This is a genomic window from Streptomyces sp. NPDC051913, from assembly GCF_044593635.1.
Lineage (GTDB): Bacteria > Actinomycetota > Actinomycetes > Streptomycetales > Streptomycetaceae > Streptomyces.
Map to the genome: position 1 here is coordinate 453062 of NZ_JBIUCI010000001.1, position 24719 is coordinate 477780.

The window sequence follows — 24719 nt, forward strand, 5'->3', positions numbered from 1 at the left end:
AGTCATATGCGTCAGCCGGTCCGGCACCCCGGGCCCGACGTCCCCACGAGAAGGTTCCCCGCATGTCTCTCGTTCTTGACCCCACCGCCCAGGACCTGCTCTTCCGCGAGGCCCACACCGCGAACGCCTTCACCGCCGAGCCGGTGACGGACGAGCAGATCCAGGCGATCTACGACCTGGTCAAGTTCGGCCCGACCGCCTTCAACCAGACCCCGCTGCGCATCACCCTGGTCCGCTCCGCCGAGGCCCGCGAGCGCCTGGTGCAGCACATGGCCGAGGGCAACCAGCCCAAGACCGCCACCGCGCCGCTGGTCGCGATCCTCTCCGCGGACAACGAGTTCCACGAGGAGCTGCCGACCCTGTTCCCGGCCTTCCCGCAGGCCAAGGACGTCTTCTTCAGCGAGCGTCCGGCCCGTGAGTCCGCCGCCCGGATGAACGCCGCCCTCCAGGCCGCGTACTTCATCGTCGGCGTCCGTGCCGCCGGCCTCGCCGCCGGCCCGATGACCGGCTTCGACCACGAGGGCGTGCGCAAGGAGTTCCTGGACGACGACCACACCCCGCTGATGGTCGTCAACATCGGCAAGCCGGGCGAGAACGCCTCCTACCCGCGCTCGCCGCGCCTCGGCTACGACGAGGTCGTCACCACGGTCTGACCCGCCTGAACAGCAGAAAGGCCCCCGGCTTCCGGGGGCCTTTCGCGTGCGCGTGGGGTCACTTCGCCTGGAGCGCCTTCGCCATCTGCGCCAGCTGGTCATAACCGCCCGTGCCCGCGACGACGGTGGTGGCGCCGTCGCCCTGGTACACGAGCGCGTCGTAACGGCCGCCGTCGTAGCGGGTCCAGGTGCGGCCGCCGATCTCCGCGGTGGTCTCCGTCTCCTCGCCGCCCTGGCTGGCGCTGTCGATGAACGCGCCCGCCTTCCGCGTCGCCGACTGCTCGACCTGCGCGTACTCCCCGCCCGGGGTGGCGAAGCCCAGGTGCCAGGTCTCCGAATCGGCGCCGTCGTAGCGGACCGAGGTCGCCTTCCAGCCGGCCGACAGGCCCTCGGGCGCGAGCACCGGGTACGAGGCCGCGCGGCGTGCCGTCAGCAGTTCGACCCGGTAGTCGACCCGCTTCACGTCGGGCTCGGAGTCGTCGTGCGGGATGAACAGGTAGATGACACCTGCCATGAGACCGATCAGGGCCAGGGAGAGCACCATGTCCCGGACCGTCTTCTGCTTGCCGCTCTTGCCATTCGAACCTGCCACGCCCCCATCGTCGCAGGTGCCCGGGCCGCTCATCCGTGGGGTCCCCTGCTCATTTTGTCGGACTGACGATAGAGTCGAGGATCGAACCCTCATCCGGCCGTCGTCGTATCAGAAAGGTGCGCTCCGATGACCGAGCATCATCATCTGCCGTCCGAACTCGAAGTACCCTCCGAGGCCCCCGACCGCAACCTCGCCCTGGAACTCGTCCGGGTGACCGAAGCCGCCGCGATGGCCGCGGGCCGCTGGGTCGGGCGCGGCGACAAGAACGGCGCCGACGGTGTCGCCGTGCGCGCCATGCGGACCCTCGTCTCCACCGTGTCGATGAACGGCGTGGTCGTCATCGGCGAGGGCGAGAAGGACGAGGCGCCGATGCTCTTCAACGGGGAGCGGGTCGGTGACGGCACCGGGCCCGAGTGCGACATCGCCGTCGACCCGATCGACGGCACCACGCTGACGGCCAAGGGCATGCCGAACGCGATCTCCGTGCTGGCCGCCGCGGACCGGGGGTCGATGTTCGACCCGTCCGCCGTGTTCTACATGGACAAGCTGGTCACCGGCCCCGAGGCCGCCGACTTCGTCGACATCAACGCGCCGGTGTCCGTGAACATCCGGCGGGTCGCCAAGGCGAAGCGGTCCACGCCCGAGGACGTGACGGTCGTCATCCTCGACCGGCCCCGGCACGAGGGGATCATCAAGGAGATCCGGGAGGCCGGCGCGCGGATCAAGCTGATCTCCGACGGTGACGTGGCGGGCTCCATCTACGCGCTGCGCGAAGGCACCGGCGTCGACATGCTGCTCGGTATCGGCGGCACCCCCGAGGGCATCATCTCGGCCTGCGCCGTGAAGTGCCTGGGCGGCACGATCCAGGGCAAGCTGTGGCCGAAGGACGACGAGGAGCGGGCTCGGGCGATCGACGCCGGGCACGATCTGGACCGGGTGCTGATGACCGACGACCTGGTCGCCGGGGACAACGTGTTCTTCGTCGCGACCGGGATCACGGACGGGGAGCTGCTGCGGGGTGTGCGGTACCGGTCGGAGACGGCGACGACCGACTCGATCGTGATGCGGTCGAAGTCGGGGACGGTGCGGAGGATCGATTCCGAGCATCGGCTCAGCAAGCTGCGGGCTTACAGCGCGATCGACTTCGATCGGGCGAAGTAGGGAGACGGCGCCCACGGGTTCGGGGGGTTCCGTGCGTGGGCGGCTGCGGGTGCGCCGTGGCCGTTCGCGCAGTTCCCCGCGCCCCTTGACGGCATGACCACCCCGTAAGCCGAAAAGCGAGGGGCGCTCCCGGTGCGGTGGGAGCGCCCCTTTTTCGCGTGCGGGCTGTCTTCAGCCTGCCTGCGCTATGCGGTCCGGCGTCCTGGCCGTCTTCTTGAGTTCCATGTCGCGGCGGCGCCTCCTGGCGAGGACCACTCGGCGTTCTGCCGCGGTCAGGCCGCCCCAGACGCCGTAGGGCTCTGGTTGCAGGAGGGCGTGCTCGCGGCACTCGACCATGACGGGACAGCGGGCACAGACCCGTTTCGCTGCCTCTTCACGGGAGAGCCGGGCCGCGGTGGGTTCCTTGGAGGGGGCGAAGAACAGGCCGGCCTCGTCGCGGCGGCACACCGCCTCGGTGTGCCATGGTGCGTCTTGGTCCCTGTCTCGCACTGGCACCCGCTGAGCCGGAACAGCAGCTACCTGCAGGGACGAATGCGGCGGTTGCAGCACGGTCTACTCCTGACGACGGCTTCGCGAGCGAGAGACGATGCAGCAAGGCCTACCCGCTGTGCGCGTGCCTATGCACTGAGTTCCGAACCGCTGGATTCCTGGTGGACCGCGGACGCCCGCGGAGCGGTCCGCGGGCGGACCAGCCCCCTCCGGTCGGGGGTGGATTCACAACCGTCAACGGTCCAGGTGTTTGCGCAAACTCCGGTCGACCTTGTGCTGCACGCGGTCGAGAATGTCCGCGACGAGCCTGCCGCGCCGGGCCCTGCCCTCGATGTTGCCGAGGACGGCCCAGCCGTCCACGTAGACCACGGGGGCCTCGGGGTCGGCCGCGTCGAGCGTGTGCACCTCGAAGTTGCCGAGGACGCCGCCGCCGGTGCCGCGCAGCGACACGTTCTCCGGGACGCGGACCTCGATGGTGCCGAACACCGAGATCGCCTTGACGACGACCTGCTGGTACTCGAAGAGGGCCTCGCTCAGATCGATCTCGACGCTGCCGAAGACCGCGTACGCGTGGATACGGCGGCCCGCGCGCCAGCGGCCCTTGCGGACGGCGCTGCTGAACACCGCCACCACGTTCTCGTCGGGGTCGACCGGGATGGCGCCCGTGGTCGGGCGGTTGGGGGCCACGGAGTACGTCGTCGTCTCCCGGCGCTCATGCGCGGCCGGCAGGTCCTGGATGAAGACGTCCAGCTCGCCCACGGTCTTGGCGGCCAGCACACCCTCGACCCGCTCGGCGTGTTCGTCGGCGGTCAGGCGCCCCTCCGCGAGCGCCTCGCGCAGGATGTCCGCGACGCGGTCGCGGTCCGCGTCGGAGGCGCGCAGGTCGGTGGTGGCAGCGGTCGGGGTCTGCTTCTCAAGGTCCACGGCAGCAGCGTACCCAAACGCGATAGATCGCGACTAGGCCTGTGGAAAACCTGACCCCGACCGACTGAGCCTGACCTCACAAGCTTCGGGCGTCCGACAGGTTCTACGCTGGTGAGGCCTGCGCCAATGGAGGCCGGCCGTCGTCTGTCGAGTGAGGAATGGGCTGAGATGCCTGAGTTCGCGTACACCGATCTGCTCCCCATGGGAGAGGACACCACCCCCTATCGGCTGGTGACCTCCGAGGGTGTCTCCACCTTCGAGGCCGACGGGCGCACGTTCCTCAGGGTCGAGCCGGAGGCGCTGCGCAAGCTCGCCGAAGAGGCCATCCACGACATCCAGCACTATCTGCGCCCGGCCCACCTGGCCCAGCTGCGCCGGATCATCGACGACCCCGAGGCGTCCAGCAACGACAAGTTCGTGGCGCTGGACCTGCTGAAGAACGCGAACATCGCGGCGGCGGGCGTCCTGCCGATGTGCCAGGACACGGGCACGGCGATCGTCATGGGCAAGCGCGGCCAGAACGTGCTGACCGAGGGCGGTGACGAGGCGGCGCTGTCCAAGGGCATCTACGACGCGTACCTCAACCTCAACCTGCGGTACTCGCAGATGGCCCCGCTGACCATGTGGGACGAGAAGAACACGGGCTCGAACCTGCCCGCCCAGATCGAGCTGTACGCCACCGACGGCGGCGCCTACAAGTTCCTGTTCATGGCCAAGGGCGGCGGCTCGGCCAACAAGTCGTTCCTCTACCAGGAGACGAAGGCGGTCCTGAACGAGGCCTCCATGATGAAGTTCCTGGAGGAGAAGATCCGTTCGCTCGGTACGGCCGCCTGCCCGCCGTACCACCTGGCGATCGTGGTCGGCGGTACGAGCGCCGAGTACGCCCTGAAGACGGCCAAGTACGCCTCCGCGCACTACCTGGACGAGATCCCGGCCGAGGGTTCGGAGCTGGGCCACGGTTTCCGGGACAAGGAGCTCGAGGAGAAGGTCTTCGAGCTGACGCAGAAGATCGGGATCGGGGCGCAGTTCGGCGGCAAGTACTTCTGCCACGACGTACGGGTGGTCCGCCTCCCCCGTCACGGCGCGTCCTGCCCGGTCGCCATCGCCGTGTCCTGCTCGGCCGACCGTCAGGCGGTCGCGAAGATCACCGCCGAGGGTGTCTTCCTGGAGCAGCTGGAGACGGACCCGGCGCGGTTCCTGCCGGAGACGACGGACGAGCACCTCGACGAGGCCGGTGACGTCGTGAAGATCGACCTCAACCAGCCGATGGAGTCGATCCTCGCGGAGCTGACGAAGTACCCGGTCAAGACCCGCCTCTCCCTCTCCGGCCCGCTCGTCGTCGCCCGTGACATCGCGCACGCCAAGATCAAGGAGCGGCTCGACGCGGGCGAGGAGATGCCGCAGTACCTGAAGGACCACCCGGTGTACTACGCGGGTCCGGCCAAGACCCCCGAGGGCTACGCGTCCGGCTCCTTCGGCCCGACCACGGCCGGCCGCATGGACTCCTACGTCGAGCAGTTCCAGGCGGCGGGCGGCTCCAAGGTCATGCTGGCCAAGGGCAACCGGTCCGCCCAGGTCACCAACGCCTGCGACACCCACGGCGGTTTCTACCTCGGCTCCATCGGAGGCCCCGCCGCCCGTCTCGCCCAGGACTGCATCAAGAAGGTCGAGGTCGTCGAGTACGAGGAGCTCGGCATGGAGGCGGTCTGGAAGATCGAGGTCGAGGACTTCCCGGCGTTCATCGTGGTCGACGACAAGGGCAACGACTTCTTCCAGGACCCGGCGCCCGCACCGACGTTCACGTCGATCCCGGTACGGGGACCTGGGCTGGCCTAGGTCGTGTTCGGGGGCGGCGGGAGACGACTCTCGCCCCCGCGGCCCCCGTCCCCACCGTCTCCGTTCGGCCCATCGGTTGGAACATCTCCCCCGTCCCGAACGCTGTACCGGGCATGAGCGAATACCGCATCGAGCACGACTCCATGGGTGAGGTCCGCGTCCCGGTGGACGCCAAGTGGCGGGCGCAGACCCAGCGGGCCGTCGAGAACTTCCCCATCTCCGGGCAGCGGATCGAGCGGGCGCACATCGAGGCGCTCGCGCGGATCAAGGGGGCCGCCGCGAAGGTGAACGCGCGGCTCGGGGTGCTCGACAAGGATGTCGCCGAGGCGATTCAGGAGGCGGCCGAGGAGGTCGCCCGCGGGGAGTGGGACGCGCACTTCCCCGTCGACGTGTTCCAGACCGGGTCCGGGACCTCGTCCAACATGAACACCAACGAGGTCATCGCCACGCTCGCCACCCAGCGGCTCGGGCGGGACGTGCATCCCAACGACCACGTCAACGCCTCGCAGTCGTCCAACGACGTCTTCCCGTCCTCCATCCACATCGCCGCCACCGCCGCCGTCACCCGCGATCTGATCCCCGCCCTGGAACATCTCGCCGAGTCCCTCGGTCGCAAGGCGGAGGAGTTCGCCGATGTCGTGAAGTCCGGGCGGACCCATCTCATGGATGCCACGCCGGTCACGCTGGGGCAGGAGTTCGGGGGGTATGCCGCTCAGGTGCGGTACGGCGTCGAGCGGCTCTACGCCTCGCTCCCCCGGCTCGCCGAACTGCCGCTCGGCGGGACCGCGGTCGGGACCGGGATCAACACGCCGCCCGGCTTCTCCGCCGCCGTCATCGAGGAGGTCGCCCGCGCCACCGGGCTGCCGCTGACCGAGGCCCGCGACCACTTCGAGGCGCAGGGCGCCCGGGACGGGATCGTGGAGACCAGCGGGCAGCTCAGGACCATCGCGGTCGGCCTGACGAAGATCGCCAACGATCTGCGGTGGATGGCCTCGGGGCCCAGGACCGGGCTCGCCGAGATTTCCCTCCCCGACCTTCAGCCCGGGTCGTCGATCATGCCCGGGAAGGTCAACCCCGTCATTCCCGAGGCCGTCCTCATGGTCTCCGCGCAGGTCGTCGGCAACGACGCCACCGTCGCCACCGCCGGCGCCGCCGGGAACTTCGAGCTCAACGTGATGCTGCCGGTCATCGCGAAGAACGTTCTGGAGTCCGTCCGGCTGCTCGCCAACGTGTCGCGGCTGCTCGCCGACCGCACCGTCGACGGGATCGTCGCGCACCGGGAACGCGCGCGTGAGTACGCCGAGTCGTCACCGTCCGTGGTCACGCCGCTGAACAAGTACATCGGGTACGAGGAGGCCGCCAAGGTCGCCAAGAAGGCGCTCGCGGAGCGGAAGACCATTCGTCAAGTCGTCCTGGAGGGCGGGTATGTGGAGCGGGGCGACCTCACCCTCGAACAGCTCGACGAAGCGCTGGATGTCCTGCGGATGACGCGTCCGTAACAAGAGACGCCGGTCCGCAGAACCGTGACGCGTGCCGCAGCGTCGTATGCCCATGGCACCTAATATCTGTGCATGGCAGAGGGTGGAGCGGTGAGAGCAACGGAAGCGGGTCCGTCGGCGTCCTTCTGGGAGCCCGGAGCCCAGATCCTGTGGCGCTACCGGGAGAACGGCGGCGATCATGTCCACATCGCCCGCCCGGTGACCGTCGTGCGCGACGATCACGACCTGCTCGCCGTGTGGATGGCGCCGGGCACCGAGTGTGTGAAGCCCGTGCTCGCCGACGGCACCCCGGTGCACGCCGAGCCGCTGGAGACCCGCTACACCAAGCCCCGTACCGTCCAGCGCGACCGCTGGTTCGGTACGGGGGTGCTGAAACTGGCGCGGCCCGGTGAACCCTGGTCGGTGTGGCTGTTCTGGGAGCCGGGCTGGCAGTTCAAGAACTGGTACGTGAACCTGGAGACCCCGCTGGCGCGTTGGGACGGCGGAGTCGACTCCGAGGACCACTTTCTCGACATCTCCGTGCACCCGGACCGCAGTTGGCACTGGCGCGACGAGGACGAGTTCGCGCAGGCCCAGCGGGACGGGCTGATGGACGCCCACCTCGCCGAACAGGTGCGGCAGGCGGGCCGTTCGGCGGTCGAGGTGATCCGCTCCTGGGGACGGCCGTACGCGGACGGCTGGCAGCACTGGCGCCCGGATCCGTCCTGGGCCGTACCGTTGCTCCCGGAAGACTGGGACCGTACGCCCGCGCACGTGTCCTCATGAGACCCTTGATGCGCCCCCGGGCAACAAACGTAGGATCGTCCTCCGCAAGAGCGCGCGGCGGCAACTACCGGAGCGTGCACTGAGCTTGACCATTCGTCACCGAGGGGCGGCAGGACGTGATCGAGGGGTACGAGGGCCACACGGACGACGCAGGCCCCAGGGTCGGACGGTGCGGCCGTGGCACAGGAACGGCCGCTGACCACGAGGGAATTCCGTTCCTGGGGCAGGCAATCCGGGTATCGGCATTTCTGCGGGACGAACTGCACGCGCGGCGCGCAGCCCCCAACGGACGGAATCGACACGCGTGACGGAGCAGCCCACCTCGTTCGAGCGCCCACAGACGGGCCCCGACCCCGCGGACCCTCGCGGGGCGCTCCTGCGTGCCTCCACGCCCCCGCACAACGCCTTACCGGCACAAGCCCGGGCCGGCGAGACGCCTGCCCCCGGACCTGACATGACCACACCGCAGCCCGGCAGCGACCCGGAGCACTCCCAGCCCACCGTCGCCGCCGAGCCCGACACCCACCGGCCGAGGCCCGTGCCCGAACTCCCCGACACGATCCCGGCCCAGGGCGGCGGCGACTCCGCGGCCGGTGAGCGCCGCACCGGACAGGGTGTCCAGCCCGGCCGGCCCACGCCGATGCGACGGGACGGGGACCGGCTGCGCTTCGTGGGCGCGGCGACCCGCCGGATCGCCCGCGGCATCGACCTCGACGAGATCGTGATGGGGCTGTGCCGGGCCACCGTGCCGACCTTCTCCGACGCGATCCTGGTCTATCTGCGCGACCCGCTGCCGGTCGGCGACGAGCGGCCCACCGGCCCGCTGGTGCTGCGCCTGCGCCGCACCGACCGCATTCCGGAGGAGCGGGACACCGAGGGCGGTTTCGTCTCGCCCGCGCTCCAGCCGGAACCGACGGAGCTGACCGAGCTGTCGGCCGTCACCGCCGAACTGTGCGAAGTGCGGGCGGGGGGTGCGCTCGCCGAGGTGCTGCGGGGCGTCCGTCCGGTCTTCACGGACTCCCCCGCGGCCCGCGCCGCGTTGCCGGAACTGCTTGGTGAGGGCGGCGAGTTGATCGTTCCGGCGGGACAGCGGGCGATCCTCGCCCCGCTGCGCGGCCGGCGCCGGGTCATCGGTGCCGCGCTGTTCCTGCGCCGCCCCGACCGCATCGCCTTCGAGCCGGACGACCTCCTGGTCGCCGCCCAGCTCGCCACGCACAGCGCGCTGGGCATCGACAAGGCGGTGCTGTACGGCCGCGAGGCGTACATCGCCGACGAACTCCAGCGCACGATGCTGCCGGAGACCCTTCCGCGCCCGACCGGTGTCCGGCTGGCCTCGCGCTATCTCCCGGCCGCCGAGACCGCGCGCGTGGGCGGTGACTGGTACGACGCGATCCCGCTGCCGGGCAGCCGGGTGGCGCTGGTCGTCGGTGACGTCATGGGCCACTCCATGACCTCGGCCGCGATCATGGGCCAGCTGCGGACCACCGCCCAGACGCTGGCCGGGCTCGACCTGCCGCCTCAGGAGGTGCTCCACCACCTCGACGAGCAGGCGCAGCGGCTCGGCACCGACCGCATGGCGACCTGCCTCTACGCCGTCTACGACCCGGTCTCGCACCGGATCACCATCGCCAACGCCGGCCATCCGCCGCCCGTCCTGCTCCACCTCGGTGGCCGGGCCGAGGTGCTGCGGGTGCCCCCGGGCGCGCCCATCGGTGTCGGCGGCGTCGACTTCGAGGCCGTGGAACTGGACGCCCCGGCCGGAGCGACCCTGCTCCTCTACACGGACGGGCTCGTCGAGTCCCGGTTGCGGGACGTGTGGACCGGCATAGAGCAGCTGCGCGAGAAGCTCGCCGCGACCGCGCAGTTGACCGGCCCTGATCATCCGCCGCCCCTTGAGGCCCTCTGCGACGAGGTGCTCGACATGCTCGGCCCCGGCGACCGGGACGACGACATCGCGCTGCTCGCGGCCCGCTTCGACGGGATCGCGCCCAGCGACGTGGCGTACTGGTTCCTGGAGCCGGAGGACGCGGCCCCCGGCCGTGCCCGGCGGCTGGCCCGGCGGGCCCTGTCGCGCTGGGGCATGGAGGAGATGAGCGACTCCGTGGAGCTGCTGGTCAGCGAGGTCGTCACCAACGCGGTGCGCTACGCGTCGCGGCCGGTCACACTGCGGCTGCTGCGGACCGATGTGCTGCGCTGCGAAGTGGGCGACGACGTACCCCAGTTGCCCCGGTTGCGGCAGGCGCGGGCCACCGACGAGGGCGGACGCGGCCTGTACCTCGTCAACCGGCTGGCCCGGCGGTGGGGGGCGACCCGGCTGAGCACCGGCAAGGTCGTCTGGTTCGAGCTGAACCGCGGGGGCTGACCCCGCGAGGCGGACACGGAGAAGGGGCGCCCGGTGAGAACCGGGCGCCCCTTCTGTCCTCCTACGGCTACTGATCCAGCCCGGGATCCACCGGATCCGTGTCGTCCGTCGGCGGCCTCGTCGTCGGCGTCTGGGTGGGTGTCTGCGTCGGTGTCTGGGTGGGTGTCTGGGTCGGCGTCTGCGTCGCGGGCTGAGTCGTCGGGGCCTCGGTGGTCGGCTCCTGGGTCGTCGGCTCCTCCGTCGGCGTCTGCGTCGCCGTTCGGCTGGGCGTCTGCGTCGGGGTGTACGTCGGCTCCACGGCCGCGCCCTGGTCGGTGTCCAGGTCGAACTCGGCGGACGTGGAGGTCACGCCGAACATGTACGCCGCCCAGATCTGCGCCGGGAAGCCACCGCCGTTGACGCGGTCGAAGCCGCCGGCGCCGTACATCTTGGCCTGTCCCGGCTTCGCGTGGTTCTCGCCGAACAGGCCGACCGACGTGACCAGGTCGGGGGTGTAACCGGTGAACCAGGCCGACTTGTTGTCGTCGGACGTACCCGTCTTGCCCGCGACCTCCTGACCGTCGCGCAGGGGGTTGTCGCGGACGGACGTCTTGGCCGTACCGTCGTCGACCACGCCGGTCAGCACCGAGGTCACCGTGTCGGCGGTCTCCCGGCTGATGACCTGCTCGCCGATCGGGTCCGGCATGTCGACCTCGCTGCCGTTGCGCTCGGCCGACTTGATGATGGTCGGGGTGACCTGCTTGCCGTGGTTGTCGAGGGTGGCGTAGACGGAGGCCATCTGGATCGGGCTCGCGCCCATCGTGCCCAGGGTGTAGGCGGGCAGGCCCTTGAGGTCGCCGGTGTCCATGCCGAGCTTCTCGGCCGTCTTCAGGACCTTGTCCATGCCGACGTCGACGCCCATCTGCGCGAAGACGGAGTTGATGGACTTGTTCATCGCCGTCTGGACGGTGACGTCGCCGTAGTCGGTGTCGTCCTCGTTCTCCGGGTCGAAGGCGATGTCGCTGCCCTCGACGGGACGCTTGCTCGTGCCGTCGTAGACCGTGCTCGCGGTGATCTTGTCGCCGTCCTGGGTCTCGGCGCCCTCCTCCAGGGCGGCGGCCAGGATGACCGGCTTGAACGTCGACGCGGGCTGGTAGTCCTCGCGGTTGGCGTTGTTGTAGTCGTGCTTGATGTAGTCCGCGCCGCCGTAGAGGGCGACGATCTTGCCCGTCTTGGGGTCGACGGAGACGGCGCCGGCCTGGATGTTCTTGTCGACCGTCCGCTTGTCCGGGTCCAGCTTGTCGGTGAGCTGGGTCTTGACGGCCTTCTCCAGCTGCGCCTGCTTCTTCTTGTCGATGTTCAGGGTGATGGTCCAGCCACCCTTGTCGTACTGAGCCTGCGCCTCGTCCTCGGTGAGGCCGTCGTCGGCCATCAACTGCTTGACGAGCTGCTGCTTGGCGAGCTTGACGAAGTAGCCCTTCTGCCCCTTGAGCCCGGCCTCGGCCTTGGGCTTCTGCGGAACGGGGAACTCCATGTCCGCGCGCTTGCCGGCGTCCAGCCAGCCCTCCTCGACCATGTTGTCGAGGACGTAGTTCCAGCGCTGCTTGACCAGCTTCTTGCTGTAGTCCGTGGCGACGTTCCAGTCGTACTGGCTCGGCGCCTGGAGCAGCGCGGCGAGGTAGGCGCCCTGCTCGACGCTGAGCTTGTCGGCGTCGACGCGGTAGTAGGCCTGCGCGGCGGCCTGGATCCCGCTGGCGCCGCGGCCGTAGTAGCTGGTGTTGATGTAGCCCTCGAGGATCTCGTCCTTGGACTTCTGGCGGTCCACCTTGAGCGAGATCACCAGCTCCCTGAGCTTACGGGTGACCGTCTGATCCGGGGTCAGGTAGTAGTTCTTGACGTACTGCTGGGTGATCGTCGAGCCGCCCTGCTTGCCCTTGCCGGACAGCGTGTTGAGCAGACCGCGGGCGGTGCCCTTCAGGTCGACGCCGGAGTCCTGGTAGAAGCTCTTGTTCTCGGCGGCGACAAAGGTGAGCTGCACCTTCTTGGGGATCTTGGCGAGCTCCACGTTCTCGCGGTTCACCTTGCCGTCGCGGACCAGGACGTCACCGTTGCTGTACTTGATGGTGTTGCTCTGGAGCTGGGCGTCGGCGTTCCCCTCGGGCACCTCCACCATCATGTACAGCACGATGAAGGCGCCGATGCCGAGCAGGCAGAAGCCGAGGAACGTGCCCAGGATCTTCTTCCAGGTGAAGAGCCTGCGTATGAGGCTCTTCTGCGCCCCGGCGCCGGAGCCGACGCTCGCGCTGCCGGTCGCCTGCGACGAACGGCGCTTGGGCGCGGCACGTCGACCGCCGCGCTGTCGCGCTCGTCTTTCTTCCGCTCGTCCCATGGGCCCGTTCCGCTCCGCTTCGTTCATGTGTGCGCGTCTGTCACACAGGTTCGCCGCTCAGGTCAGCTCAGAAAGCTAACACCGGGAGATGTGACAAAGGGCTGCCGATCCGGCCTTTTGCGGACGTGACAATCAGCACCCGTTCCTATGGAACCGACGTACGAGGGCTGCCCAAGGTTGCCCTGCTGGGCTAAAGTGATATCAGTTAGCTAGACCAAAGCTATGCCGTACGAGAACGGGGGATCCCCATGACCACCCACGACGACACGATCGCCGACGTACCCGCGATGCCCGCCCCACGCGTGCGCGAGTTCGCCGCGCACAGCATCGGCGGCGGAGTCGCCCTGCTGCTCGGCCTGCTGGGCCTGTTCGCCGGTGCCGGAATGATTGCGGGCGCTACGGCGGTCTCGTCGACCGGCGCAAAGGCGGCGCTCATCGCCGGCGGCATCCTGGTCGGTCTCGCCGCCTTTCTCGCCATGTGCGGGCTCAACACGGTGGCGCCGGGTGAGGCGCGGGTCGTGCAGCTCTTCGGCCGTTACCGGGGGACGATCCGGCAGGACGGGCTGCGCTGGGTGAACCCCTTCACCTCGCGGACCAAGATCTCCACCCGGGTGCGCAACCACGAGACGGCCGTCCTGAAGGTCAACGACGCCTACGGCAACCCGATCGAGCTCGCCGCGGTCGTGGTGTGGCGCATCGAGGACACCGCGCAGGCCACCTTCGAGGTCGACGACTACCTCGAGTTCGTCTCGACGCAGACCGAGGCGGCGGTCCGCCACATCGCCATCGAGTACCCCTACGACGCCCATGACGAGGGCGGCCTCTCGCTGCGCGGCAACGCCGAGGAGATCACCGAGAAGCTCGCGCTCGAACTGCACGCGCGCGTGGAGGCCGCCGGGGTGGAGATCATCGAGTCCCGCTTCACGCACCTCGCGTACGCTCCCGAGATCGCCTCGGCGATGCTCCAGCGGCAGCAGGCGGGGGCCATCGTCGCGGCGCGCCGGCAGATCGTGGACGGGGCGGTCGGCATGGTGGAGGCGGCGCTCGCCCGGATCAGCGAGCAGGACATCGTCGAACTGGACGACGAACGGAAGGCGGCCATGGTTTCCAACCTGATGGTGGTGCTGTGCGGGGACCGTGCCGCACAGCCGGTCCTCAACACCGGCACCCTGTACCAGTGACCGAGGAGTCCACGCCGAAGGCGCGGCGGCCGCAGCAGCGCAAGCAGGTGCTGCTGCGGCTGGACCCGTCGGTGTACGAGGCGCTGGCCCGGTGGGCCGGGGACGAGCTCCGGTCGGCGAACGCGCAGATCGAGTTCCTGCTGCGCAAGGCCCTCGCGGACGCCGGCCGGCTGCCCGGGGAGGCCAAGCCGATCCCGCGCCGGGGGCGTCCGCCGACGCAGTAGCAGAACCGTGACAATCGGCCGCGACCTGCGGTTCGGCACCGCGTTTCACGGTCTACACACTCGACGTATACATGCGGGGTATACACCGCATGTACAGTCCTCCCCATGTCCATCGGTCACACCCTCCTGGGACTCCTGGAGTCCGGGCCCCGCCACGGCTACGACCTCAAGCGGGCCTTCGACGAGAAGTTCGGTCACGACCGGCCGCTGCACTACGGCCAGGTCTACTCGACGATGTCCCGGCTGCTGAAGAACGGCCTCGTCGAGGTCGACGGCATCGAGCCCGGCGGCGGCCCCGAGCGCAAGCGGTACGCGATCACCGAGGCCGGGATCACCGACGTACAGCAGTGGCTCGCGACGCCCGAGAAGCCCGAGCCGTATCTGCAGTCGACCCTCTACACCAAGATCGTGCTCGCGCTGCTGACGCACCGGGACGCGGCCGACATCCTCGACACCCAGCGTTCGGAGCATCTGCGGATGATGCGCATCCTGACCGACCGGAAGCGGAAGGGGGATCTCGCGGACCAGCTCATCTGCGACCACGCCCTGTTCCACCTCGAAGCCGATCTGCGCTGGCTGGAGCTCACCGCCGCGCGCCTCGACAAGCTGGCGCAGGTGGTGGCCAAGTGACTCCCGCCGGTTCCCTGCTGGTCGCCGACAACCTGCGCAAGGCGTACGGTCCGACCCTGGCGCTGGACGGCGCCGAGTTCTCGATCCACCCCGGTGAGGTCGTCGCCGTGATGGGCCCCTCCGGCTCCGGCAAGTCGACGCTGCTGCACTGTCTCGCCGGGATCGTCACGCCCGACTCGGGCTCGATCATGTACAACGGCCGCGAGATGGCGACCATGAACGACGCGCAGCGCAGCGAGCTGCGGCGCACCGAGTTCGGCTTCGTCTTCCAGTTCGGCCAGCTCGTGCCCGAGTTGACCTGCGTGGAGAACGTCGCGCTGCCCCTGCGGCTCACCGGCACCTCCCGCAAGGAGGCCGAGAAGACCGCCCTCGGGTGGATGCAGCGCCTTGAGGTCGACGATCTTCGGAAGAAGCGGCCCGGCGAGGTCTCCGGCGGTCAGGGCCAGCGGGTCGCCGTGGCGCGGGCGTTGGTGACCAGCCCGCGCGTGCTGTTCGCCGACGAGCCGACCGGCGCGCTCGACTCGCTCAACGGCGAGCGCGTGATGGAACTGCTCACCGAAGCCGCCCGGTCCACCAACGCGGCCGTCGTGCTGGTCACGCACGAGGCACGGGTGGCCGCCTACTCCGACCGCGAGATCGTCGTACGGGACGGCAAGTCCCGGGACATGGAGCGGATCGTATGAGTTCACCAGGGGGACAGTGGGTGCGGGACCTGGCCATGGGGGTCAGATTCGCGTTCGCGGGGGGACGCGAGGGCTGGGTGCGGGTCCTGCTGACGGCCGTCGGCGTCGGGCTCGGGGTGGCGCTGCTGCTGTTGACGACCGCGATCCCGAACGCGATGTCGGTGCGGGATCAACGGGAGGCCGCACGGCAGGACATGTCGTACAGCGCGACCCGGATCAAGAAGGCCGACGACACCCTGGTCGTCGGGTACGTCACCACCACCTACCACGACAAGAGCGTGCGCGGGCGGGAGTTGGAGCCCGAGGGGTCCAAGTCGCCGCTGCCGCCGGGGGTTTCGGACTTCCCGGCGCCGGGCGAGATGGTGGTCTCCCCCGCTCTGAAGAAGCTCCTCGACTCCGCCGACGGGAAGCTGCTGCGGGAGCGGCTGCCGCAGCGGATCGTCGGCACCATCGGGGAGAAGGGGCTGATCGGCTCGGCCGAACTCGCCTTCTACCGGGGCGCCGAGGGACTCGCACCGAAGATCGACGGCGGCAACGTGGACCGCATCAAGCGGTTCGGGGAGCCGAGTCCGGCGTCCGATCCGTTGGATCCGGTGCTGCTGCTGCTGATCCTCGTCGTCTTCGCGGTGCTGCTGACGCCCGTCGCCGTCTTCATCGCCGCGGCCGTACGGTTCGGCGGCGAGCGGCGCGACCGGCGGCTCGCCGCGCTGCGGCTGGTCGGCTCCGACGCCCGGATGACCCGGCGGGTCGCGGCGGGCGAGGCGATGGCCGGGGCCGTGGTGGGTCTGGTCCTGGGCGCCGGGTTCTTCATGGTCGGGCGCGAGATCGCGGGCTCCGTCGAGCTGTTCGACTACAGCTTCTTCCCCAGCTATCTCAACCCCTCCCCGCTGCTGGCCCTGCTGGTCGCCGTCGCGGTGCCCGCCGCCGCCGTGCTGGTCACCCAGCTCGCGCTGCGCGGGGTCGTCATCGAGCCGCTCGGTGTGGTGCGGACGGCGAAGCCCTCGCGGCGCCGGCTGTGGTGGCGGCTGCTGCTGCCGGTGGGCGGACTCGCGATGCTCTACCCGATGATCGGCCAGGGCAACGACCGCGGGAACTTCAACCAGTACCTCACCGTCGGCGGCGTCATGCTGCTGCTGGTCGGTGTGACCGCGCTGCTGCCCTGGATCGTCGAGGCGGTCGTCTCCCGGCTCGGCGCGGGCCCCGTCGCCTGGCAACTGGCCGTACGCCGACTCCAGTTGAGCAGCGGTACGGCGGCCCGCATGGTCAACGGCATCGCCGTCGCGGTGGCCGGCGCCATCGCCCTTCAGATGCTGTTCGCCGGCGTCGACGGCCAGTACACGAAGCGGAAGAGCGAGGATGTCGCCACCGGGGCGGAGATGTCCGTCAGCGTGATGGACGGCACCCCGGTCGCCGCCGCCGAGAAGCAGCTCGCCGCGACCCGGGGCGTCGAGCACGTCTACGACATCTCCGACAGCTACCTCGGCGACACCCGCACCGACCCCCAGCACTTCGCCCCCGTCTCCGTCGGCAGCTGTGCCTCCCTGCGCGAGGTCGCGAAGCTCCCCTCCTGCCGGGACGGCGACGTGTTCCTCCTGACGGGCAACGCGTACGACTACGAGACGACCGACGTGGTCAAGGACGGCAAGACGCTCTGGTTCGACGACTCCGACGACGACCCGGCGACGAAACCGCTCGCCTGGACCGTCCCGAAGGACGTCAAGGGCGTCCTGCCCACGCAGGACTCGACCCGGATCGGCCGCGCCGGTCTGCTGATGACCCCGGCGGCGCTGCCCTCGGGAGCCGACCGGCTGCTCACCACGGAGCTGTTCCTGCGGCTCGACAACTCGGTGGCGGACGCCCGCGAGTACGTCCGCAACACGGCGGCGCGCCTCGATCCGTATGCGGAGCCCAACCAGTTCACGAACATCGACCGCAACGAGAACTACGCCGCCATCCGCGGTGGTCTGTTCGTCGGCGCCGCGTGTGTGCTGATGCTGATCGGCGCGAGCCTGCTGGTCTCCCAGCTGGAGCAGCTGCGCGAGCGCAAGAAGCTGCTGTCGTCCCTGATCGCCTTCGGCACCCGGCGCTCCACGCTGAGCCTGTCGGTGCTGTGGCAGACGGCGATCCCGATCGGCCTCGGACTGCTGCTGGCCGCGGCGGTGGGTCTGACGCTCGGCGTCGTCCTGCTGAAGATGACGGCCACCCCGGTGTCCGTGGACTGGACGAGCGTGCTCCAGATGACGGGCGCGGGCGCCGCGGTCGTCCTCGCCGTCACCCTGCTCAGCCTGCCGCCGTTGCTGCGGCTGATGCGACCGGACGGACTGCGGACGGAGTGAGCGAGGAATGAAATGAGGAGAGGGGCCCCGCGCGGGGCCCCTCTTCCCTGCGTTCAGAGGCTGTACTCCCGCACCACGCGCCGCACCTGGGCGAAGAGCATGCCCACGTTGACCGACTTGCGGCACACCACCACGGCCACCACGTCCTGCTGCTCGGTCAGCCGCACGAACAGGTGGGTGAGGTTCTCGCTGTTGACGAGGATCTCCTGGAAGAAGTGGTTGTCACTGCTGATCCCGCGCCGCTCCTTGAAGACGTCCTCGATCATCACGACCGTACGGCCCTGGAAGAGGTCGAGGGTCGCGCCCGCCAGCAGGTCCAGGACCTCGGGCGGGTGGTTGTCGACGGTCTCGTACGACAGCAGCATGCCCGTGGACATGTCGACGATGCCCGCGGCCACACAGTCGGGGGCGTCGGTACGGAGGGACTTGACCAGGCCCATCACCTGGTCGGAGAAACCGGGGGTCATACGCTTCGTCGCCATCCCTTCAGACTCCTTCCGCCGCCTTCTCGGCGGGCGCGCTCAGGATCGTGTCGATCCGGTCCAGCGCCGGCTGACTGGCCCGGTGCAGGCCGTCCACGTCCATCCCCTCGTCTCCGAGTACGACCATGAGCGCGGTGTCGCCGACGGCGTAGAAGGCGGCACAGCCGTGGCTGCCGTAGGTCACCGTCCGCCGCAGGGTGCCGCGGTCGGTCGCGCCCACGGTGCGGCGGGCGAGGCCGAGACCGGCCGCGGCGAGGGCGGCGAGGCCCTCCGGGTCGATCGAGTCGGCGGTGTCGGCCGCGATGAGCAGCCCGTCGGCGGCGGCCACGGCGGTGTCGGTGATACCGGTGACCTGTTCCCGTAGTCCCCGCATTTCCAGGGCCAGTGCTTCGCGATCCATGTAATCAACTCCCCTGTTTCTGTTCACATCTGTTCGGCTTCTTCATTTCGGGGCTCCGTTTCGTAGGCGGAAGAACCCTTTCCAGCTCACTCCGGTGCGGTCCGGGGCGAGAGCTTCGGCGATACCGCTGGCACCGGGGCGTCTTCGGGGCAGGGCGTCGGGCACGGCGGGCGGTATCGCGGCGGGCGGCGCCGACACCACCGGCGCCGGTTTCCGCTGCCGGACGCCCTGGCCGTCGGGCGGCGGGCGGACCGCGATCGGGACCGGTGCGTCGGGGCACTCCAGCAGCCCGTCGGCGAGCATCCGGGCGATCTCGACGGTCACCGTGTAGACCCCGCGACCGGTACGGAAGGCCAGGTCACGTGCGGTGCTACGGCCGTCCGCCTCGTCGAGGAGCACGCGTCGCAGCGGGGTGAGCGGGCCCGCGTCGGCGCCGGGGACGGGAATCGGGCGCTCGCGGTCGGGACGCAGTGGGTGGGGCAGGGTGGAGAGGGCCGCGAGCCGACGGGTGGCGTCCTGGAGCAGCCGTACGCAGGTCTCGCCCACGGCGACGGTGGCGAACGGCTCGGCCTCGGCGACGCGTTCGCAGCCGTGCACCCGGCCGGCGACGATCGCGAAGGCCGCGTCGTGCAGCGCCATCACACAGACGACCCTGAGCTGGGCGGATCCGGCGTATCCGCGCCCGATCAGCCCGGTCGCGGGCCAGCGCGCCCCGCCCGACTCCCGCACCACCTCGGCCCACTGCTCGCCGCTGACCCGCCCGGAGCGCAGCAGCAGCGCCTCCGGTCCCGGCGCGCCGGGGCTCTCGGCGCCCACGACCAGCCCGGCCCGCAGATGAAGGGTGCCCCCGGGCGCCCCGGCCACGTGCACCACCCCGGTGAACTCCTCGCGCCCGCACCGGTGCAGGGCATGCGCCAGAAGGTCGTAGCCGACGCGGTCGAGGGAATACCGCATGCCCGCCATCACTCCCCCTGGCATTTCGCACATACGCCTGGCGCGTAGCACTGAGGGGGGTATGTGTATCAGCCGTAGGGCATATGTCGGGCGGCGTATTCCTAGCTGCCTCCACCTGACGGAATTTGAAATATGGCGCCGCGCAATTCGCTGCGTTCGGCGCTCATTTGAACGAATCTCAGGTGAGTTTCTCCGGTCGGTCGAGCACCCGTACGGGCAGGGACCGCAGTGCTTCCCGCAGGGCGGAGGCCAGTTCGGCGTACTCCGTGCTGCGCGCCGCGCCCGTGCGCATGGCGAGGGCGACCCTGCGGGCCGGGGCGGGTGCGGCGAAGGAGGCGGTGCGGAGCTGGTCGCTGCGGGAGGTCTCGACCCGGACCGCGGTCCGCGGCAGCAGCGTCACCCCGAGCCCGCCGGCGACGAGTTGCACCAGGGTGGCGAGTCCGGCGGCGGTGGTGGTGACGGGGGCGTCCGCGCGTCCGGCCTCGCGGCAGATGTCGAGGGCCTGGTCGCGCAGGCAGTGGCCCTCGTCGAGGAGGAGCAGGTTGAGCTCCTTCAGCGCCTCGCGGGCGATGCCCTCGCGTCCGCCGAGCGGATGGTCGAGAGGCGTGACGAGCACGAAGTCCTCGTCGAAGAGCGGGAGTTCGACGACTCCGGGCACCCCGAGCGGGACGGCGAGCAGAAGCAGGTCGAGGCGGCCGGTGGTGAGGCCGTCGACGAGGCTCGTGGTCTGCTCCTCGTGCACCTGGAGGTCGAGGTGCGGATAGCGGTCGTGGACGAGCTGGAGGACGGTGGGCAGGAGATAGGGCGCGACGGTGGGGATGACACCGAGCCGCAGTACGCCGGTGAAGGGGGCCCGTACCGCCTCTGCCTCCGCCATGAGCGCGCCGACCTCCTCCAGGACCGCTTTCGCGCGTACGGCGAGCCGCTCGCCGGCCGGTGAGAGCAGCACCTTGCGGGTGGTGCGCTCCAGCAGCGTGACCCCGAGGGTCTCCTCCAGCGCGGCGACGGCACCGGACAGGGCGGGCTGGCTCATACCGATCGCGGCGGCGGCGTCCCGGAAGTGCAGATGCTCGGCGACGGCGACGAAGGCCCGCAGCTGGGCGAGGCTGGGCTGACGCCTCTTGGCCCCGACGCCACTCACGGTCACCGATAGCTCCCCTCGATCAACATGACCAAGCGTAGCGATTTCGGCGATCAATGCACCTTGTGGGTGGTCAGGGTGACGCCGGAGGCTGAGGGGTTTCTGGCCGAGTGGCGGCATCCTCGACCGGGTCCGGGGGCGGTGTCCCCGGACCTTCCGCGGCTGCCACCGCCGGTTGGGGGGCCTCCGTGCCCTGCGAGTACGACCGTAGATAGCCGACCACCGTGTTGGTCACCGCCACCAGCGGCACCGCGACGACCGCGCCGCCGATTCCCGCGACCATCCCGCCCGCCGCGACCGACAGCACCACCGCCAGCGGATGCACCCGCACCGCGCGGCCCAGGATGAACGGCTGGAGGATGTGCCCCTCGATCTGCTGCACCGCCAGCACGACCGCGAGGGCCATGACCGCCGTGAACACGCCCTGCGTCACCAGCGCGACCACCACCGCCAGCGCGCCGGAGACCACCGCGCCGACCAGCGGGATGAACGCGAACAGGAAGATGAAGACCGCCAGCGGCACGGCCATCGGCACACCCAGGAAGTAGATGCCGAGGCCGATGAAGATGGCGTCGATCAGGGCCACTATCACCGTGCCCCGCACATAGGCCGTCAGCGTGCGCCACGCCCGCGGACCCGCGCCCGCGACCCCCGGCCGGGCCGCCGCCGGCACCAGCTTCAGCGTCCACTCCCAGATGCGTCGGCCGTCGTACAGCAGGAAGAGGGTGGAGAAGAACGTCAGCAGGATGCCGGTCAGCGCCTCGACCACGACCTGGACGCCCTCCAGGCCCGCGGAGGTGATCTGGTCGGTGTTGGCGCCGACCGCGTCCGCCAGGTTCTTGGAGATCTGGTTGATCTGCTTCTCGGTGACATGGAAGGGGCTCTTCAGCAGCCAGTCACGCAGATCGTCGATGCCGTTCTGGATCTGGTCGGAGAGGTCGTCGATGTTCTCCATGACCTGCCAGGTCACGAACCAGCCGAGCAGCCCGAGGACGACGAAGCCGAAGATCGCGGTGAGCGCGGTGGCCAGGCCGCTCGGCACGCCGTACCGCTTGAGACGGGCCACCGTCGGTTGCAGCAGGGCCGTGATGAGCAGGGCGACCACGAAGGCGAAGACGACGAGTTGTACGGCGCTGATGACCCGCATCAGGACCCAGACGGTGCCCGCGAGGACGAGCAGCCGCCAGCCGGCCTCCGCGGCGACCCGCACACCCCACGGCACCGCCTGGGCGGGGTCGGGGCGCTGGACCACCACCACGGGCGCCTGCTCGGCGGGGGGCGGCGTCGGCGCGGACGGCTCGGCGGAGTCCTCGGTCTCCTCCCGCTCCACCTCGGCTCGACGCTCGTCCAACCGTTCCCCCATCTCGCTCAGTCCGGCTCCGACCCGGCCGAGCCACCCTGGCACTCGCGACATGATCCGTCCTCTTCCCCCGTCTCTCCCCACCACTCCCCCTGGAGCCGTCCGTCCCGACCGTACATGCGGGGCCGGAGAACAGCGAAAGCCCCTCACCGAAAGGACGGTGAGGGGCCTTGCAGGGTTGAGCGGGGTACGAACTGCGTACCGGGGCCGCCTAGTACCAGTGGTTGGCCTGCCAGAAGGACCATGCCTCGCACGGGCTGCCGTAGCGGCTGTCCATGTAGTTGAGGCCCCACTTGATCTGGGTGGCCGGGTTGGTCCGCCAGTCGTCGCCGACCGAGGACATCTTCGAGCCGGGCAGCGCCTGGAAAAGACCGTAGGCGCCGGAGGAGGCGTTGACGGCGGTGTAGTTCCAGCTGGACTCGTGGTCCACGATGTTGCTGAAGCACTGGAACTGGCCGCTCGGCACCATCTGGGCGGCCATCGCCTGGATCTGCGCCGTGGTGTACGAGCTCTGCACCGGGAAGCTGGAAGAGCTGCGGGAGGCGGCGGCCTTGGCCTCCAGGCGCTCCTTGGCTTCCTTCGCGGCCTTCTCGGCGTCGGCCTTCTTCTGGATCGCCGACTTGGCAGCGGCCTTGCGGGCCGATTCCTCGGCGTCCTTCTTGGCGCTCGCGTCGGCCTGGATGGCCTGGACGTTGGCCTGCTGCGTCAGGGATGCGGTCTGCACCTGGGCCTGCTGGCCCGCGGGTATGTCCGCGAGGAGCGTCGAATCGGCAACTGCCGCCTCGGCGTCGTTGGTCTGTGCGGTGCTGCCCGAGGCAACGCCGACGACGCTTCCGACAGCGGTGACCGCGGTGGCAGAGGCCACTGCGAATCCCCGGACCGAAATCGGACTCACACGGTTTCCTTCCAGCGTCGTCCGCTTCGGTGACCCTGGCGGACGCAATCTTGCCCCTGGCGCTGACCTCCCAACTGCTGGGTCACGGGAGGTACGGGCCCGGTGGGCAACTCCCGTGCGGGAGGCGCCGCGTGGTGCTCGGGCGGCATACGACGTCGACTATGGAGTTGAAGCTGGTGTTGCTGTGGTGCCGTACCGCTGGCGGTACAGATGTGTCGTATGCGGGGCCTGACAGGAATGAGACTCTGCCGTAACCGGACGCCGGGTGGCAATTCTGAGTTGCGTGTGAAAGCTCACATCCCGTTTGGCCCCTGCGATTCTGAGAAACAGCAACACGCGAAGGCGCCGCCCGGCTAGGCTCTTCGCCTTTCCGGACGGCGCCAACTGGCCGTGACTATCTCAGATTTGCCCGTCCTCCAGCATTTCGGTCACAAGGGCCGCAATCTGGGACCTCTCGGACCGCGTCAGCGTGACGTGGGCGAAGAGCGGATGCCCCTTCAGCTTCTCCACGACGGCGACGACACCGTCGTACCGGCCCACCCGCAGATTGTCCCGCTGGGCCACGTCATGGGTGAGAACCACCCGCGAATTGGCGCCGATTCGGGACAGAACGGTGAGAAGCACATTCCGTTCCAGCGACTGCGCCTCGTCCACGATCACGAACGCGTCATGCAGCGAGCGTCCGCGAACGTGGGTGAGGGGCAGTACTTCGAGCATCCCGCGCGCGGTGACTTCCTCGATGACCTCGCGGCTGGTGACCGCGGACAGCGTGTCGAAGACCGCCTGCGCCCAGGGGCTCATCTTCTCGGCCTCGGAACCCGGCAGATAGCCCAGCTCCTGCCCGCCCACCGCGTACAGCGGACGGAAGACCATCACCTTCTGATGCTGACGCCGCTCCAGCACGGCCTCCAGACCCGCGCAGAGCGCGAGCGCCGACTTGCCGGTGCCGGCCCGGCCGCCCATCGAGACGATGCCGACGTCCGGATCGAGGAGCAGGTCGAGCGCGATCCGCTGCTCGGCGCTCCTGCCCTTGATGCCGAACGCCTCCCGGTCGCCGCGCACCAGACGGACGTTCCCGTCCGGCGAGACGCGCCCCAGCGCCTTGCCGCGCTCGGAGTGGATGGTCAGGCCCGTGTGTACGGGAAGGTCGGACGCCTCGGGCACATACACGTGCCCTTCCTCGAAGAGGATGTCCACCTGTTCGCCCGGCAGGGTCAGTTCGGACATTCCGGTCCAGCCGGAGGAGTCCGTGATGGCGAGTTCGGCGCGGTACTCCTCGGCGAGGAGACCGACCGAGGACGCCTTGATCCTGAGCGGGAGGTCCTTCGACACGACGGTGACGTCGAACCCCTCGGCCTGCAGATTGCGGGCGACCGCGAGGATACGGGAGTCGTTGTCCCCCAGGCGGTAGCCGCTGGGCAGCACGCTGGGGTCCGAGTGATTGAGCTCGACACGGACGGTCCCGCCGAGTTCCCCGATCGGGATGGGGGCGTCGAGGCGGCCGTGCCGCACCCGGAACTCGTCGAGCAGGCGCAGCGCCTGCCGGGCGAAGTAGCCGAGTTCGGGATGGTGCCGCTTGGCCTCCAACTCCGTCACCACGACGATGGGGAGCACGACCTCGTGCTCGTCGAAGCGGCTCAGGGCGTTCGGGTCGGCCAGCAGAACGCTGGTGTCGAGAACATAGGTGCGCCGGTCAGGCATACGGCGCTTTGTGCTGGTCACCACGGAAGGACGTACCCCCTCGGATGAGGTCGGGGAGCGACGGAGTGGAGCTGGACCGGTCG

The 24719-nt window shown here is 69.7% G+C and carries 22 protein-coding genes; 11 read left to right on the forward strand and 11 right to left on the reverse strand.

Annotated elements, in window-relative coordinates; all coding sequences use genetic code 11:
• Positions 1 to 62: 62 nt before the first annotated feature.
• The gene (locus ACIHIX_RS02080) at positions 63 to 653 is read left to right on the forward strand and encodes a malonic semialdehyde reductase (protein ID WP_399948740.1); all 591 of its coding nucleotides are present in this window, start codon (positions 63 to 65) and stop codon (positions 651 to 653) included.
• A 58-nt stretch (positions 654 to 711) separates the two neighbouring features.
• Here the strand turns inward: ACIHIX_RS02080 and ACIHIX_RS02085 are convergent, their stop codons facing one another.
• Entirely contained in the window at positions 712 to 1245 is a 534-nt protein-coding gene (locus ACIHIX_RS02085) for a DUF4245 domain-containing protein (protein WP_399948742.1), read from the reverse strand.
• A gap of 126 nt (positions 1246 to 1371) precedes the next feature.
• Here ACIHIX_RS02085 and glpX point away from each other — a divergent pair, with 126 nt between their 5' ends.
• Positions 1372 to 2406, forward strand: coding sequence for a class II fructose-bisphosphatase (glpX, locus tag ACIHIX_RS02090; protein WP_329335160.1), 1035 nt, complete (start codon positions 1372 to 1374; stop codon positions 2404 to 2406).
• A 171-nt stretch (positions 2407 to 2577) separates the two neighbouring features.
• On the opposite strand, the gene ACIHIX_RS02095 is transcribed toward glpX, so the two are convergent.
• Together ACIHIX_RS02095 and ACIHIX_RS02100 are read right to left on the reverse strand one after the other, a co-directional pair.
• Positions 2578 to 2955 (reverse strand): WhiB family transcriptional regulator, encoded by a 378-nt coding sequence (locus ACIHIX_RS02095; protein WP_399948744.1) that lies wholly within the window; start codon positions 2953 to 2955, stop codon positions 2578 to 2580.
• Between the two features lie 174 nt (positions 2956 to 3129).
• Entirely contained in the window at positions 3130 to 3819 is a 690-nt protein-coding gene (locus ACIHIX_RS02100; RefSeq protein ID WP_399948746.1) for a DUF1707 domain-containing protein, read from the reverse strand.
• Positions 3820 to 3987: 168 nt separating this feature from the next.
• On the opposite strand from ACIHIX_RS02100, the gene ACIHIX_RS02105 reads away from it, so the two are divergent.
• From ACIHIX_RS02105 to ACIHIX_RS02120, 4 genes are all read left to right on the forward strand, one after another.
• A complete protein-coding gene (locus ACIHIX_RS02105) occupies positions 3988 to 5655 on the forward strand; it encodes a fumarate hydratase (RefSeq protein WP_399948748.1) in 1668 nt (555 codons plus the stop codon).
• 113 nt (positions 5656 to 5768) lie between these two features.
• The gene (locus ACIHIX_RS02110) at positions 5769 to 7154 is read left to right on the forward strand and encodes a class II fumarate hydratase (RefSeq protein ID WP_399948750.1); all 1386 of its coding nucleotides are present in this window, start codon (positions 5769 to 5771) and stop codon (positions 7152 to 7154) included.
• Between the two features lie 72 nt (positions 7155 to 7226).
• The gene (locus ACIHIX_RS02115; RefSeq protein WP_399948752.1) at positions 7227 to 7919 is read left to right on the forward strand and encodes a DUF402 domain-containing protein; all 693 of its coding nucleotides are present in this window, start codon (positions 7227 to 7229) and stop codon (positions 7917 to 7919) included.
• 304 nt (positions 7920 to 8223) lie between these two features.
• Positions 8224 to 10281, forward strand: a complete 2058-nt coding sequence (locus ACIHIX_RS02120; RefSeq protein ID WP_399948754.1) for a SpoIIE family protein phosphatase — start codon at positions 8224 to 8226, stop codon at positions 10279 to 10281.
• Positions 10282 to 10348: 67 nt separating this feature from the next.
• On the opposite strand, the gene ACIHIX_RS02125 is transcribed toward ACIHIX_RS02120, so the two are convergent.
• A complete protein-coding gene (locus ACIHIX_RS02125; RefSeq protein ID WP_399948756.1) occupies positions 10349 to 12649 on the reverse strand; it encodes a transglycosylase domain-containing protein in 2301 nt (766 codons plus the stop codon).
• Between the two features lie 248 nt (positions 12650 to 12897).
• On the opposite strand from ACIHIX_RS02125, the gene ACIHIX_RS02130 reads away from it, so the two are divergent.
• The 5 genes from ACIHIX_RS02130 to ACIHIX_RS02150 all read left to right on the forward strand — a co-directional run bounded on the left by ACIHIX_RS02130 (position 12898) and on the right by ACIHIX_RS02150 (position 17703).
• Complete coding sequence (locus ACIHIX_RS02130; protein ID WP_399948758.1) at positions 12898 to 13830, forward strand: SPFH domain-containing protein; 933 nt, start codon at positions 12898 to 12900, stop codon at positions 13828 to 13830.
• Positions 13827 to 14054, forward strand: coding sequence for a hypothetical protein (locus ACIHIX_RS02135; RefSeq protein WP_194079577.1), 228 nt, complete (start codon positions 13827 to 13829; stop codon positions 14052 to 14054). Before ACIHIX_RS02130 ends, ACIHIX_RS02135 begins: the two co-directional genes overlap by 4 nt.
• Before the next feature lie 105 nt (positions 14055 to 14159).
• Positions 14160 to 14684 carry a PadR family transcriptional regulator gene (locus ACIHIX_RS02140; protein WP_329335181.1) on the forward strand — a complete coding sequence of 175 codons (525 nt, stop codon included), beginning with the start codon at positions 14160 to 14162 and terminating at the stop codon, positions 14682 to 14684.
• Positions 14681 to 15367: an ABC transporter ATP-binding protein gene (locus tag ACIHIX_RS02145; protein WP_399948761.1), complete on the forward strand. Its 687-nt coding sequence runs from the start codon at positions 14681 to 14683 to the stop codon at positions 15365 to 15367. The genes ACIHIX_RS02140 and ACIHIX_RS02145 overlap by 4 nt, the downstream gene beginning before the upstream one ends.
• The gene (locus ACIHIX_RS02150; RefSeq protein ID WP_399948763.1) at positions 15364 to 17703 is read left to right on the forward strand and encodes an ABC transporter permease; all 2340 of its coding nucleotides are present in this window, start codon (positions 15364 to 15366) and stop codon (positions 17701 to 17703) included. The genes ACIHIX_RS02145 and ACIHIX_RS02150 overlap by 4 nt, the downstream gene beginning before the upstream one ends.
• Before the next feature lie 53 nt (positions 17704 to 17756).
• Here the strand turns inward: ACIHIX_RS02150 and ACIHIX_RS02155 are convergent, their stop codons facing one another.
• The 7 genes from ACIHIX_RS02155 to ACIHIX_RS02185 all read right to left on the reverse strand — a co-directional run bounded on the left by ACIHIX_RS02155 (position 17757) and on the right by ACIHIX_RS02185 (position 24660).
• Complete coding sequence (locus ACIHIX_RS02155) at positions 17757 to 18185, reverse strand: hypothetical protein (protein WP_399948765.1); 429 nt, start codon at positions 18183 to 18185, stop codon at positions 17757 to 17759.
• 4 nt (positions 18186 to 18189) lie between these two features.
• Positions 18190 to 18585, reverse strand: coding sequence for a roadblock/LC7 domain-containing protein (locus ACIHIX_RS02160; protein ID WP_399948767.1), 396 nt, complete (start codon positions 18583 to 18585; stop codon positions 18190 to 18192).
• 42 nt (positions 18586 to 18627) lie between these two features.
• Positions 18628 to 19539: a MarR family transcriptional regulator gene (locus tag ACIHIX_RS02165; RefSeq protein ID WP_399948769.1), complete on the reverse strand. Its 912-nt coding sequence runs from the start codon at positions 19537 to 19539 to the stop codon at positions 18628 to 18630.
• A gap of 178 nt (positions 19540 to 19717) precedes the next feature.
• A complete protein-coding gene (locus ACIHIX_RS02170) occupies positions 19718 to 20686 on the reverse strand; it encodes a LysR substrate-binding domain-containing protein (RefSeq protein ID WP_399948771.1) in 969 nt (322 codons plus the stop codon).
• Positions 20687 to 20753: 67 nt separating this feature from the next.
• Positions 20754 to 22094 (reverse strand): AI-2E family transporter, encoded by a 1341-nt coding sequence (locus tag ACIHIX_RS02175; RefSeq protein ID WP_399948773.1) that lies wholly within the window; start codon positions 22092 to 22094, stop codon positions 20754 to 20756.
• Between the two features lie 157 nt (positions 22095 to 22251).
• Positions 22252 to 22935 carry a transglycosylase SLT domain-containing protein gene (locus ACIHIX_RS02180; RefSeq protein WP_399948775.1) on the reverse strand — a complete coding sequence of 228 codons (684 nt, stop codon included), beginning with the start codon at positions 22933 to 22935 and terminating at the stop codon, positions 22252 to 22254.
• Positions 22936 to 23334: 399 nt separating this feature from the next.
• Positions 23335 to 24660 carry a PhoH family protein gene (locus ACIHIX_RS02185; RefSeq protein WP_399948777.1) on the reverse strand — a complete coding sequence of 442 codons (1326 nt, stop codon included), beginning with the start codon at positions 24658 to 24660 and terminating at the stop codon, positions 23335 to 23337.
• Positions 24661 to 24719: the final 59 nt, after the last annotated feature.